Genomic DNA, 14,068 nt, shown 5'->3' with positions numbered 1-14,068 from the left:
TATTCCTAACCCCTAACTGTTCCTAATTTTCCACATAAAAAAAGAGGGTTTTTCCCTCTTTATACAATGATTTAATACTCTTACTTAAAAACAAGTAAAACTATAAAATGTATTATTCTTCAATAGCTGCTGGAATTTCTTCTTCAGTTTCCGTGGCTGCTGGAATCTCTTCTTGAACTTCCGCAACTACTGGGGTTACTTCCTCAATTTCTGCTGCTGGTGGAATTTCTTCTTCTAGTTCTGCTGCTGGTGGGATCTCGTCTTCAATTTCTGTTGCTGGTGGAATATCTTCTTCTGCTAAAACATCAGCAGGTGCAGCAGGCGCAGCAGTAGCACCTTGTTGCTTGGCTAACAGTTGTTCACGATATTTAGCAGCCATTTCTTCTGCCTTATCGTAAACCAAATCCCGGTTTTTAATCATGTCGCCGGGTTCGGGTTCTAGCTGCTTGGTAGATAGGGAAATGCGACCCCTTTCTGCATCCAAGTCAATGATCATCACTTTCACTTCATCATTGACATTGAACACGCTATGAGGCGTATCAATATGTTCGTGGGAAATCTCAGAAATGTGTAGTAGACCACTTACACCACCAATGTCGATGAAAGCACCGTAGGGTTTGATACCACGAACTGTACCAATTACTACTTCCCCGACTTCTAGGCGGTTCATCTTGCGTTCAACCAACGCCCGACGATGAGATAGAACTAAGCGGTTACGTTCTTCATCCACCTCTAGGAATTTCAATGGCAGTTCTTCGCCTACCAATTCTTCTTTAGGTTTGCGAGTACTGATGTGAGAACCTGGGATAAAGCCACGTAATCCTTCAATCCTTACCAATGCACCACCGCGATTGGTTGCAAACACGCCAGAACGGACAGTGGCATCTTCTGCTTGCAGCTGTCGCACACGTTCCCAAGCCCGCATATATTCAATACGGCGAATGGAAAGGGTTAATTGACCATCTTCGTTTTCATCGGTAAGGATGAAAAACTCACGCGTTTCGTTTGACTGTAAGACTTCTTCCGGGCTATCCACCCGGTTAATAGACATTTCTTGTATAGGAATATATGCTGCGGTTTTAGCACCAATGTCAATCAGAGCGCCGCGCGGCTCTATACTGAAAACTGTTCCTGGCACAACATCGCCAGGGCTAAAATGATAATCGTATTTGTCAAGTAGAGCAGCGAAATCTTCGTGAGTGAATCCAATTTCTGTAGCGGTTAAATTCTGATTGACCATGCTGATTTGTTCCTGGTTCTAGTCTCCGTAAAGGTTGTGCGACAAGCGCGATGTACTATGTAAGCAGTTCTATGGCAGTTTACACCTAACATCCTTTTTCATCCTAGCGCAGAAAAGCTAGTATTAACACATATCTACTCCCAAGATTGGAAATTATATCACAATATAAAAATGATTGGTTATTTACTTAGTATTTAAAATTAACAAAGGACAAACACAATAATATCCGTTGCCCCTACAATTAGTAGCAACGGATACTAACTTCTTTAAATCAGCTAAAGGTCTGGTAATTAGGATCTACTTATCTTTTGGTTTCTCAAAGCGAGGGGGTTCGCGAAATGCGATCGCAAAAAAGATAGTACCTATACACAGAGTAAAAATCAAGATGTACGCAACGCTTTCCATATTATGAATTCCTGCCTATCCAGCCAGTAATTAAAGTTCTGAGTATTGAGTCACCGAATGCTGAGTCAGAGCCTTAACTCGGAACTCAGCACTCAGAACTCAGTACTTAAATTAGAGAGCTTCCTTCCGGCGGGTTGACTTGTCACCCACTTTCTGGAACAGCCCCCACTCAACTTGCTCTTCTAGATCCGCATCAACACCGGCAAATACGTCTCGGTAGATTGTCCGAGAGCCATGCCAGAGATGACCAAAGAAGAACAGCAAAGCAAATACAGCGTGTCCAAAGGTAAACCAACCTCTAGGACTGGTGCGGAATACACCATCAGAGTTCAAGGTTTCGCGATCAAATTCAAAGATTTCGCCACCTTGAGCTTTCCGAGCATACTTCTTCACATCAGCTGGTTCTGTAAAGGTTTTACCATTCAGATCGCCACCATAGAAGCTGACGGTGACACCAGATTGCTCGAAGCTATACTTTGATTCTGCCCGACGGAAAGGAATGTCAGCGCGGATAATTCCATCAGCATCGGTCAAAATTACTGGGAAGGTTTCAAAGAAGTTGGGGAGACGACGCACGGTCAATTCCCGTCCTTCAGAATCTTTGAATACGGCGTGACCTTGCCAAGATTGGGCAATACCATCACCCTTCACCATCGGCCCTGTACGGAATAGACCGCCTTTAGCGGGGCTATTACCGACGTAATCATAGAAAGCCAGTTTTTCAGGAATCTGCGACCAAGCTTGGTCAAGGGTTGCACCTTGAGCAACGTCAGTTTGGACGCGGCGCTGAATTTCTTGACGGAAGTAGCCTTGATCCCATTGGTAACGGGTAGGGCCAAACAATTCGATGGGAGTGGCAGCGTTTCCGTACCACATAGTACCAGCAACAACGAAGGCAGCAAAGAAGACTGCTGCAATACTGCTAGAAAGTACTGTTTCAATGTTCCCCATCCGTAGGGCTTTGTAGAGCCGTTCGGGGGGTCTAACTGTGAGGTGGAATAACCCTGCAATAATACCAACAACACCAGCAGCAATGTGGTGAGCCGCAATGCCACCAGGGTTATATGGGTTAAAACCATCTGGGCCCCATTCCGGTGCTACTCCCTGGGCAGCCCCAGTTATACCATAAGCGTCAGAAACCCATATCCCCGGCCCAAATAGTCCGGTGACGTGAAAAGCACCAAAACCAAAACAAAGTAGACCAGATAAGAACAGGTGAATGCCAAACATTTTTGGCAAGTCTAGAGCAGGTTCACCAGTGCGGGGATCTCTAAAGAGTTCCAAATCCCAGTAAACCCAATGCCATACGGCAGCTAGGAATAAAAGACCGGAAAGAACAATGTGAGCCGCAGCAACGCCTTCAAATGACCAAAAGCCAGGATCACTTGCTGGGCCACCAGTAACGTTCCAACCACCCCAAGATTGGGTAACGCCCAAACGCGACATGAAGGGCAGGACGAACATCCCTTGCCGCCACATCGGATTGAGAATTGGATCGCTAGGGTCATAAACAGCCAGTTCGTAGAGTGCCATCGAACCAGCCCAGCCTGCTACTAAGGCTGTGTGCATCAGGTGTACAGAAATCAGCCGCCCTGGATCATTCAGAACGACTGTATGTACTCGGTACCAGGGTAGTCCCATCGACTACGCTCCTCCTCGATGAGTTAGTTTACAAAGCAATTTTCTTACTGAGATTCTAAGGAACGAAATTCGCCACTCAGAAAACTCTCTCTTGTTTTTTGTTATTGCCAGAGCCAGAGTACTACCACAGTTAGTCTTATAAGTTAGACAGCGTGGGTGCTTTGACAATGCTTACTCGCTTCGGGAGGTTTACCTTGTAGGGTAGCCACCGCCAAGCAAAAAATGAGAATGTTTTAAAAAGTGTAACTATTGATGGAATTGTTTGCAAGCGTGTAAATTGATGCGATCGCGTAGCATCTCAAAGTTTTTTCGCTACCAATCCCTCTTGGAGATTAAATTTACTTATCATTTAACTTTATTAAGGGGAGCAAGGGGGTAGGGAGAAGGGAGGCAGGAGGACAAGGGGGACAAGGGGAAATTATTGAACAAGTCTCTCTCTTGTCTCCCCCCTCTTCCTTGTCTCCCTTGTCTCTTTTTCATGTTCAATACCCAATGCCCAATGCCCAATGCCAATCCTACTGAACCACCAACTGGATATTTTGCAGTTGGCATTTCGCCTCAGCTGTGTTTAAGCGTTCAATTACCTGTTCAGCACTCATCAAACGCTTGAGTACTACTTGACCTATGGTAGTACCAGCTGTGACTGGTATTGTCGGTTTCACTTCTACGGTTAAAATGGCTTCTTCAACTCGATAAAGCCATAGCAATTCGTTTTCTTCCACTAAACAAATATTCATTCGCTGAATATCTGGTTGCCGCCGCCATGCAGTTACTTGCCAGAGTCCATCAGATGCCCAGACTCTAGCAACTGCCCATCCCTCAGATAGAAAGAAATACTTCACGATCTTAGTCTCACTATTAAACTTTCAATCTGCTGTTTACGATATCGTATATTATTTGTTAATTATGTATAAATAATGATATTTTAAATTAAGACTATTTAAGGTTACTTTAGTTTATTCTCTACGCTTTAATAAAATAAATAGCTATTTATAATTTAACTTCAGTACAAAAAATAAATTAATAATATTTAATTTTTAAGTTACTAATTTTGTTTTTGCAAGTTGACAACAAATTTTTATGTATAATATAGTTAACAAATAACGTATATAATTTAGGTAATTATGAACAAGGCTATAAACTCACCATTTAGATATCCTGGTGGCAAATTTTATGCCCGCAATTTGATTCTTAATCATATTCCTTCTCACTCCTATTATGCTGAACCTTTTGCTGGGGGTGGTTCTATTTTTTTTGTAAAAGATAAAGTTAATATTAACTGGCTCAATGATATTGATGAATTATTAATAAATACCTTATTAATAATTCGAGATCAACCAGAAGAATTAATAAAATTTTTAGCAGGGGAATCAGCTACTAAAGAAAGACATACATATTACAAAAATCAATTTATCCCACAAAATAAATTAGAACAAGCTGGTAGATGGTTTTACCTTAATAGAACCTCCTACTCTGGGATTATGAAGCATCAAAACTGTTATTGGGGATATGGTGATAAATACAGTATGCGTCCAGAGAATTGGCCCAGAAACATACGTCGAACTTCGGAGAAACTTCAAAATGTTAAAATTACTAATCTTGACTTTGAAGAAGTTATCGAATCTGTACCTAATGGAGCTTTTTTATTTATTGATCCTCCTTATTTCAATGCGGATCAAGATAAATTTTATGCTCATTCATTTTCTAAAGACGATCATTTAAGGCTCTGCCAAATATTAAACAGACATAAGGAGAGAATAAAATTTCTTATAACTTACGATAATAGCGAAGAAATTAGAAATCTATATGAATGGGCATTAGAAATACACGACAAAGAATGGAACTATACAATTAATAGAACCGACGATCAAAAGAATGGAAAGAGTAAACAAGATAATTTTAAAGGCGAACGATATAAGGGGAAAGAAATTTTTATATTAAACTACTCTTCTTTTGACTCTACTTCTCAAAATTATGAACAGTTAGTTTTAAAAGTTTGAATAATTGTATATCAATAATCAATATAAATTGGTTAGTAATAGTCTAAAGCTTTAGAAGTAATTCTTCAAAGAAAGCTTCGCATTTTTCTATTTCTATCCATTTATTTTTTGGATAGGGAACTTCTGTTGATTCTAAATTTTGAACATTGCCAAAATTAATAACTGGATAGTTAGGTATAAAACCACAATTAGACTTGTCTAGGCATTTTTTTCTTCCACAAATAATCCCTGTTTCGTGTGAGACAACTATATCAAAAGAACTAGCAAGATAAACTTTGTTGTAAACAAATTCTTGTATAAATGCTTCGGTAAGATGAGGAGGATTTAGCTTTTTTATAAATTCCATTCCTTCCTGAGTAGGACTAAATCTATATGATATGTTTGCCTCTTCATCTTCACCTGTTTCATAAAAAGCATTGCCAATAGATGTAGCAACAACATGAAAACTAGATGTACGATATTGGTCGCTATGTGTAATAAAAGCATCAAGAGAAACATTAAATTTGTTTGCTGCTGCTAAGGCTTTATCATTACTCTTAGTAGTTCGTGAACGCATACACTTAACAGGTATCAAATAATCACCTTTCTGACCAAGACCACTTTTATTCTGTTTTAGTACTTTAAAATCTCCTTTTTTAGCTAACTTACACTCAATAGATATTATTTTCCGCGTGTCTTTATGTTCCAATTTTATATCAATATCATGTGTTCCAGTTTGTGCATTCATCATAGGCTTTGTTACCATCCATTTTTCGCCAGGCAAAATTTGCTTTAATCTAGCGTATGTAGAAAATTCAAATGCTTTGCCACGAATCATTGGAGACACTTTTAAATCAGTTACAATTTTGTATAAATCATTAATTGATATATTTAATGATTGGCAATATTTCCGAATATCATTTATCCATTTCTCTTCTTGTTGTTCTTGAAGCACTTTTAAGTAATACCTCTTAATAACTCATCTACACTTATTACCAGGGCTTTAGCTATTTTTTTAATATAAAGACAGTAGTAAATTTATACATACTAACCTTCTATATACTATAGGCTTTAAAGTATTTTTACTTAATCATCCTGAATACACATAAATTTATATATATTAGCAAAATCCTCTATAAAAACTATCTAGAGTAGTAATTAATTGTAAAATTTTCTATAAAATTAGCAAATATATAGTATAATCACTGACTTCTCATTACATGAAATTTAACTGTATGACCTGGTTTTCCTTGTCCGTGCAACGGTGGGGTCGGATTACACAATTCCTATCTTTGTTCTGTCTATGTTTATTTTTAGTTGTTAGTTGCGCTCCTCGTCCACAGCCTTCTACGCCACCATCGGGTTCTGTAAATAGCCCTACAGGTGATGGTCGTATTACTATAGGTACAACAGCAAAGCCGAGAACCCTTGATCCGGCTGATGCTTATGAGTTAGCATCCTTGGGTTTGGTGTTTAATATGAGCGATCGCCTCTACACCTACGAACCAGGAAGCACGGAAATTAAGCCCCAGCTTGCAACAGCATTACCTAAAGTCAGTCAAGATGCCTTAACTTATACCATCCCCTTACGTCAGGGAGTGGTTTTTCACGATGGGACTCCTTTCAACGCCGAAGCAATGGCGTTTACCATCAACCGCTTTATTCAAAATAAAGGAAAACCTTCATTCTTACTAGGTGATATAGTAGATTCGGTAAAAAGTACAAGTGAGTATGAGTTAACCATTAAGCTGAAAAAGCCTTTTGCAGCCTTTCCTTCACTGTTGGCGTTTCCTGGGGTATGTGCAGTTTCGCCAAAAGCTTACGAACTCGGTGCTGGTAAATTTAAGCCGAATATTTTTGTGGGAACTGGCCCTTACAAGTTGGCGCAGTATGGTACTGATTCAATAAGATTTGATACGTTTGATAAATATTGGGGAGAAAAACCAGCTAACAAAGGTGTTAACCTCCAAATTCAAACTAGTCCGGTTAATTTGTTTAATGCTTTCCGTACAGGCGCTGTAGATGTGGCTTATCTGTCACTACAGCCAGATCAAAATCGGAGCTTAGAAGAAGGTGGTAAAAAAGGGGATTGGCAAGCGATCGCAGCTGAAGGTAGTGTAGTAAGCTATCTGGTATTGAACCGGAATCAGCAGCCTTTAGATAAATTAGAAGTTAGACAAGCGATCGCGTCAATAATTGACCGTCCACTCTTAAATGAGCGAGCCTTACTTGGTCAAGCAGATCCGCTTTATAGCATGATTCCCACAACATTTAATGTTTCTGTGCCATTATTCAAAGATGCTTATGGCGATGCTAACTTTGATCAAGCTAAAAAATTGTTAACTACTGCTGGTTTCTCCAAAGAAAATCCCGCAAAAGTCCAAATTTGGTATCCTTCTAGTTCACCTACTCGTAGCTTGGCAGCACAGACGCTCAAATCTCTTGTGGATGCCAAAATGGATGGAATTCTGCAATTTGAAGTTACCCCTGCTGAAGGGCCGACATTTTTTAAAGACATTGCCAAAGGATTATATCCAGGAGCTTTACTTGATTGGTATCCAGACTTTTTAGATCCAGATAATTACGTCCAGCCGTTTTTGTCTTGTGACAAAGGTTCAGTTGCTAAAGGATGTGAAGATGGAGGCAGTCAAACTCAGGGTTCGTTCTACTATAACGAAGCGATGAATAAACTGATCGATCAACAACGCAAAGAACTAAATCCCGAAGCACGTCAGAAAATTTTTGCAGAAATTCAAAAGCAAGTAACTGCTGATGTACCTTATGTTCCTTTATGGCAAAGCAAAGACTATGTATTTGCTCAAAAAGGTGTGAATAGCGTACAACTTAACCCAACCCAAATTCTGGTTTACCAGACAATTAAAAAGTAGTCATTAGTCATTAGTCATTGGTCATTAGTCATTAGTAAAGAGTTAAATCTTGTCTATTTTGAAATTTGGAGTTTTTCAGGAAAGTTAGGACTTACGCAAAACTACACGCAGTAAGGGCAATTCACGAATTTCCCTTCTGCAAAATCAAGGTTTCTAAACAAATGACAAATGACAAATGACAAATGACAAATAGTAAATGACAAATAACAAATAACTAAAATATGTCTCGCTCTAAAGCTTTACAATATTACATAGTTTCTCGGTTGCTTCTCGCACCACTTCAGCTATTAACAATTATCACCATTGTCTTTCTCTTATTAAGAGCAACACCAGGAGATCCCGCAGATGCAATTCTTGGTGGACGTGCGCCAGAAGCTGCCAAAGAAGAATTGCGAAAACAACTAGGTTTAAACTTTCCTTTGTGGCTACAGTACCTAAATTATTTGGGAAGCATACTGCGCTTTGACTTGGGAACGTCTCTAATGAGTCGCGGACAAAATGTTTGGGACATAATTGGGCAATATTTCCCGGCGACAGTGGAGTTAGCAGTTTGTAGTATGGCGGTTGCACTCATCGTCGGAATTGCGGTTGGGACTCTTTCAGCTTCTCGTCCTGGAACATATTTTGATATTGGTGGGCGCTTGTTTGGGATTATCACCTACGCACTCCCCATGTTTTGGGCGGGAATGCTTTTGCAGTTGATTTTCTCAGTCCAACTGGGTTGGTTTCCCAATTCCAACCGCTTTCCGCCTAATCTTCCGGCTCCCACTACCGTGACTGGGTTGTATACAATTGATAGCTTACTCGGTGGAAATCTCACCCAGTTTTTCACATCTTTGCACCATCTCGCCCTACCGAGTCTGACTTTGGGAATTTTGCTGAGTGGGATTTTTGAGCGAATTGTGCGAGTGAATTTAAAGCAAACCTTGCAAGCAGATTATGTAGAAGCCGCTAGAGCTAGAGGTATTGGTGAAAATAAGATTTTAGCCTCCCATGCCTTAAAGAATGCTCTAATCCCAGTAATTACAGTGTTGGGATTAACTTTTGCATCTCTGTTAGGTGGGGCGATTTTGACAGAGGTGACATTTTCTTGGCCTGGGTTAGCGAATCGACTGTATCAAGCGATCGCCGATCGCGATTATCCCACAGTCCAGGGAGTGTTGGTCTTTTTTGGTGCGATCGTTGTCAGTGCCAGCATTCTGATTGATATTTTAAATGCTTATGTAGATCCGCGAATTCGATATTAGCAAAAAGTTCTTAATTCTTTCTAACCTTCTTGTGGGGTGGGCATCTTGTCCGCCCTTTTGTATTAAATGAACAGTAAAATGTTGGTTGGGTTAAGCAAAGCAAAACCCAACACAAAACTATCATTTTGTCTGTGAAATATTATCGATTTGAGTTATCTGACCCAGAGATACTTTTACAGCTAATATGGGTATAGAAGTAGCTGCAATCAGAACAGCAGTAGCCAGGATAATTGCAACTGGTTTACCACCATATTGGACTAAGACCTTAAAAATATTTTCTGCTGTCTGACCCCCAGCTTGAACTAATTCCACTGTATCTGATTTGCTTAAGGCAGCAGTAATATTTTCAGCGATATCGAGAAGTTGTTCTGTATTGTTTGACTGACTGAGAACATCTAGAGATTGAACTATTGGCTGTTGCTGTGCAGCTAAATTTTCATTTCCAGGATAGTAAGTAGACATCGTTTTGCACTCCTCTGTTGTTTCGATGTCTCTATATTCGCCTGTAGTCCATAGTTATACGTAGGATGTAGGTAAACGTAGGATTAGGTCATAAATACAAAGAATATCTACATAGACGTAGGATTATGTAGGTTTTGCTGTAAAATAATAAACTTATATCTAAGTGTTAACTTTATTCTACCAACTCAATCAGGTTAAATGGAAGCTGAAGAAGCATTAGAATCTATTAGGCAAATATTTGAGGAGAGGAAAGGAAAAGTAGTATTACTGAGCAAGTTAGAAGAAAAAGTTTTTCTACTAAGTTGGCAAGGTATGGATTATGGCGATATGACTTGTAAAATATATAAACCTACTGGCAAACCATATACAGAACAGTATTTTAGAGAAATAGGTAAAAAATTAATTGATAAAATTAAGAAAGTTTTAAATATAGACGACTTTGATAAAAGGAATTTTAGGGAAGAACTTGAAAACTTTTTTGATAAAAATTTTAATTACCCTAATAAAAAACTATCTTATATCACTGCGCCAAAACCAAATTATACTACTTCTTCAGAGTTAAGTAATAATACTGTATCTGAGCTAAATCAAAATCCCTTCATTCCTTTTAGTGGCAGAGTAGAAGAAAAGTATCTATTTTTTGACCGAGAGCGCGAAATCCGACGAATATTTGAGGTACTAAATAGCGGTAGTAGTATCGTTTTAATTGGGGAAGAGGGAATTGGCAAATCTTCGCTGCTATGGATGATTAACCAACAGGCGAAAAACTTTCTCAAAAGTGAACGTCAGCCAGTTTTCTTAGACCTGAATTTACTTCATAATGAAAGCCAATTTTATAGTGAATTGTGCCACGAGATCGGTATACCTGACAGTAAAGACTATCAGTTAACCCGCAATTTGCGAAGTTGTAAAATACTACTGGCTATAGACAATGTAGGAAAGCTTACAAGCGAAGGTTTTACTCGTAACATAAGGGATTATTTGCGCGGTTTAGCCGAAGGAAGTAATGCTCCGTTGAAGCTGATTTTAGCTGCCACCGAACCCCTGAATAACCTTTTTAACGATAGTCAGGAGCAAGGTAATACTTCTCCGTTGGCAGGTATTTGCCAAGAGGAACACATTCATCCTTGGGATGAATTTACTATGCGTGCTTTTATTACCAACCGTTTGGCTAGAACTTCTGTGAGTTTTACTGAAGATGAAATCATCCAACTCATCCAAGAAAGTGGCGGACATCCTCGCAAACTGATGCAATTGTGTTATCGAACTTATTCGCAGTATGTGGAGAGTTTGCAATGAATGACACCGCTTTTATCTCTCCCCTACAAGGGGCTACGGTGTACACACAAGTTATCGAATTACCCCACCCTAACCCTCCCCTTGGAAAGGGGAGGGAACTAGATTTTCTTGTTTCCCCCCTTTACAAGGGGGGATTAAGGGGGGTAAAACCCGGATCTCAAAGTAACTACGATTTGTGCGTACACGGTAGCCTACAAGTGGAGGAGAGCAAGATTACTCTTATTCCACCTTCCCTGGAAGGGGCTGGGGGGTTAGGTTCTTCATTCATTAAGAATAATGGAGGTTGAATAATGAACCCTGTACCCCGCCTAGACTTAGCGCCCAAGTTGAAGCGTCCCCTCTCGCTGTGGAACCCTTTAGATTATCTGCGCCTTTTGTATTGGGTGTTTTTCTTTCCGCAAGCTTTACGGTGGTATGTGGATACATTCGGGGGTGGGTATATTCCTGAAGAGGAAATGAATTGGCGGAAGGGATGGGAGTTATTGCGTCAAAATGCTATCCAACGTCAGTTACTTTTTCAAGGATTAGTTTTAACAGTAATTACACCTTTAGCTATAGGTTTAATTTTTCAGGCAATAAACATTCCCGTTGACTGGTTCGGCGTGGCGGTAGGCGTGGCGTTCAGCGTGGCGGTAGGCGTGGCGTTCAGCGTGGCGTTAGGCGTTGCGGTAGGCGTTGCGCTAGGCGTTGCGGTAGGCGTTGCGCTAGGTGTGGCGGTAGGTGTGGCGGTAGGTGTGGCGTTCAGCATAGCGTTAGGCGTGGGAGGCGTAGCGTTGGGCGTGGTGTTGGGCGTGGCGTTGGGCGTGGGAGGCTTGGAAGGCGTGGCGTTCGGCGTGGCGTTGGGCGTGGCGTTGGGCGTGGGAGGCGTGGCGTTGGGCGTGGGAGGCGTGGCGTTGGGCGTGGCGTTGGGCGTGGGAGGCGTGGCGGGGGAAAGTGTGGCGGGAGGCGTAGCGGGAGGCGTGGCGTTCAGCGTGGCGTTCAGCGTGGCGGTACTGCGTCCAGAAACCTGGCTTATTGGCTCACTTTTAAACTTGCGAATCATCCAAAACAGTAGTTGGCTACTCCCCCGCATCACCCCGCTTCCCCTTCCTAATCTTGTCTGGCGCTTGCAAAATTGGTTGCAAAATGATTGGGAAATAGGTTTACATAATACTAATGAATTGCTGGCATATACTCTACAATTCATTCCTGTTGTGCAAGCAGTCAATAGAGTACTTGCCAAAATCCCCTCAGAGCAAATTATTTGGAATGTCTCTCGTCTAGTAGCAAATCCTTTTGATTGGAATATAGTACATTTGGCTTCAGTTTCTTTAGATCAAACGCCAAAGTCAAGTACTCCTGCCCGTGCTGCTGCTGGTTTCTGGCATCTGCATGAAAAAGAACCAGCAAAAGCCTGTATTGCTTTTGCTGTAGTGCATTCTCTTCTCTATGGCGAGGAAATGTATACCCTTGCTCAAACTCTAGCGCTGTTTCACAAAGCTAAAAAACCAGCCTCTATTGCTGCTATCCAAGTTCCTCCTTTTCCCCAGGAACCGCTTTTACGTCCAATTACTTGGAAAGTCCTTGCTAATCTGCGTAGAGTTGTTGAGGATGTCCAGTTTATTAATCGCAGTGTCTCACGTTCAGCCAGGTCTTTAGCTCTCAATCGAGCATTAGGCGAACTGACAAAAATCCTAAATCAAGCCGACACCTTGCCGCAAGCAGAGCAAGGGTTAATTATAGATATCGCTCAAACTTGGCAAAAAAGCCTTTTACAAATCGCTGGTGAAGTGGGAGAGATTTCCATCACCAAGCCTGTGGTTAATCCTTATGTTGTAGGCGACCCGGTTCAAGGTCATCTCTTTATTGGGCGAGAAGATATTATCAGACAGTTAGAAGAACTCTGGGTCATGGGTAATCAACTTCAGTCTGTAGTTCTCTACGGTCACAGGCGGATGGGTAAAACCTCTATTCTGGTTAACGCTGCTAACTGTTTAGGCTCACAAATACAGCTAGCTTATGTCAACTTGCTACGTTTGGGAGATAGCCCCCAAGGTGTGGGTGAAGTGCTAATGGCAATTTGTGATGAAATTTCTCAAACTGTAAAACTTCCACCACCAGCTGACACTGATTTACTAAATCTTCCCTACCGGACTTTTGAACGCTATTTAAAACAGGTGGAAGCAAAGCTAGAGGGTGGGTTAATCATTGCCTTAGACGAGTTTGAGAAAATTGAAGATTTAATAGAGGCGAAAAAAATCCCTATCGACTTTATGGGTTTTCTGCGGGGTTTAGTGCAAATGAGTTCTAAAATCGCCTTTGCATTTGCTGGTTTGCACACTTTAGAGGAGATGACAGCAGATTATTTTCAACCCTTCTTTGCCAGCGTCATTCCTATTCATGTAGGCTTTCAAGAACGTGCAGCTACTCGCCAAATTTTAGCTAACCCAGGTAATGAAGACTTCCCTCTCGACTATATGCCGGAAGCTTTAGATGAAATTTATGCTTTGACATACGGCCAGCCATATTTAGTGCAACTGCTGGGTTTCCAGCTAGTACGCGGCTACAATGACTTTGTTTTTGAGCAAGGGCGATCGCGTGACCCAGTTTTCACAGTAGAAGATGTGGAAGCAGTTATTAATGACCCTGAGTTTTTCAAGCGGGGACGCTACTACTTTGATGGGGTTTGGGGTCAGGCGGCGCGGGGTGCTGAGGGTCAACAAGCAATTGTACGAGTACTTGCACCTCACCCAGAGGGGATAAGTCTGGATGCCTTAGCTCAGTCTACAGGTATGAACGACGCTGATTTACAGGAAGCGCTGAATACTCTGAAGCGTCATGATGTAGTTGAGGAAATTCAGGGAAACTGGCGGATTATGGTAGAACTTTTTCGCCGTTGGGTTTTACAGCAGTAGAGTAGAGCGATCG

Annotated in this window: 11 protein-coding genes; 5 read left to right on the top strand and 6 right to left on the bottom strand. The window is 41.1% G+C overall.

Going from position 1 to position 14,068, the window contains the following annotated elements; translation table 11 throughout:
- Positions 1–112: 112 nt before the first annotated feature.
- The 4 genes from FD724_RS26270 to FD724_RS26255 all read right to left on the bottom strand — a co-directional run bounded on the left by FD724_RS26270 (position 113) and on the right by FD724_RS26255 (position 4,128).
- Positions 113–1,240, bottom strand: coding sequence for a 30S ribosomal protein S1 (locus tag FD724_RS26270; protein ID WP_179074620.1), 1,128 nt, complete (start codon positions 1,238–1,240; stop codon positions 113–115).
- Between the two features lie 297 nt (positions 1,241–1,537).
- A complete protein-coding gene (locus tag FD724_RS26265; protein WP_012409025.1) occupies positions 1,538–1,645 on the bottom strand; it encodes a photosystem II reaction center protein T in 108 nt (35 codons plus the stop codon).
- A 111-nt stretch (positions 1,646–1,756) separates the two neighbouring features.
- A complete protein-coding gene (gene psbB / locus FD724_RS26260; RefSeq protein ID WP_114081688.1) occupies positions 1,757–3,286 on the bottom strand; it encodes a photosystem II chlorophyll-binding protein CP47 in 1,530 nt (509 codons plus the stop codon).
- A gap of 515 nt (positions 3,287–3,801) precedes the next feature.
- Positions 3,802–4,128 (bottom strand): hypothetical protein, encoded by a 327-nt coding sequence (locus FD724_RS26255; RefSeq protein WP_179074619.1) that lies wholly within the window; start codon positions 4,126–4,128, stop codon positions 3,802–3,804.
- Positions 4,129–4,410: 282 nt separating this feature from the next.
- Between FD724_RS26255 and FD724_RS26250 the strand changes: the two genes are divergently transcribed.
- Positions 4,411–5,286, top strand: coding sequence for a DNA adenine methylase (locus FD724_RS26250; protein ID WP_179074618.1), 876 nt, complete (start codon positions 4,411–4,413; stop codon positions 5,284–5,286).
- Between the two features lie 43 nt (positions 5,287–5,329).
- On the opposite strand, the gene FD724_RS26245 is transcribed toward FD724_RS26250, so the two are convergent.
- On the bottom strand, positions 5,330–6,220 hold the full coding sequence (locus FD724_RS26245; protein ID WP_179074617.1) for a hypothetical protein: 891 nt from the start codon (positions 6,218–6,220) through the stop codon (positions 5,330–5,332).
- Between the two features lie 280 nt (positions 6,221–6,500).
- Between FD724_RS26245 and FD724_RS26240 the strand changes: the two genes are divergently transcribed.
- Together FD724_RS26240 and FD724_RS26235 are read left to right on the top strand one after the other, a co-directional pair.
- Entirely contained in the window at positions 6,501–8,153 is a 1,653-nt protein-coding gene (locus FD724_RS26240) for an ABC transporter substrate-binding protein (RefSeq protein ID WP_179074616.1), read from the top strand.
- Between the two features lie 221 nt (positions 8,154–8,374).
- Entirely contained in the window at positions 8,375–9,400 is a 1,026-nt protein-coding gene (locus FD724_RS26235; protein WP_179074615.1) for an ABC transporter permease, read from the top strand.
- Between the two features lie 120 nt (positions 9,401–9,520).
- On the opposite strand, the gene FD724_RS26230 is transcribed toward FD724_RS26235, so the two are convergent.
- The gene (locus FD724_RS26230) at positions 9,521–9,862 is read right to left on the bottom strand and encodes a hypothetical protein (protein WP_179074614.1); all 342 of its coding nucleotides are present in this window, start codon (positions 9,860–9,862) and stop codon (positions 9,521–9,523) included.
- 198 nt (positions 9,863–10,060) lie between these two features.
- On the opposite strand from FD724_RS26230, the gene FD724_RS26225 reads away from it, so the two are divergent.
- Positions 10,061–11,161 carry an ATP-binding protein gene (locus FD724_RS26225; RefSeq protein ID WP_179074613.1) on the top strand — a complete coding sequence of 367 codons (1,101 nt, stop codon included), beginning with the start codon at positions 10,061–10,063 and terminating at the stop codon, positions 11,159–11,161.
- Between the two features lie 290 nt (positions 11,162–11,451).
- On the top strand, positions 11,452–14,055 hold the full coding sequence (locus FD724_RS26220) for an ATP-binding protein (RefSeq protein WP_179074612.1): 2,604 nt from the start codon (positions 11,452–11,454) through the stop codon (positions 14,053–14,055).
- Positions 14,056–14,068: the final 13 nt, after the last annotated feature.

Origin of the sequence: Nostoc sp. C057 (assembly GCF_013393925.1) — a bacterium.
Lineage (GTDB): Bacteria > Cyanobacteriota > Cyanobacteriia > Cyanobacteriales > Nostocaceae > Nostoc > Nostoc muscorum_A.
Note: the sequence above shows the minus strand (reverse complement) of the source record. Positions and strands in the feature narration are given on the sequence as shown.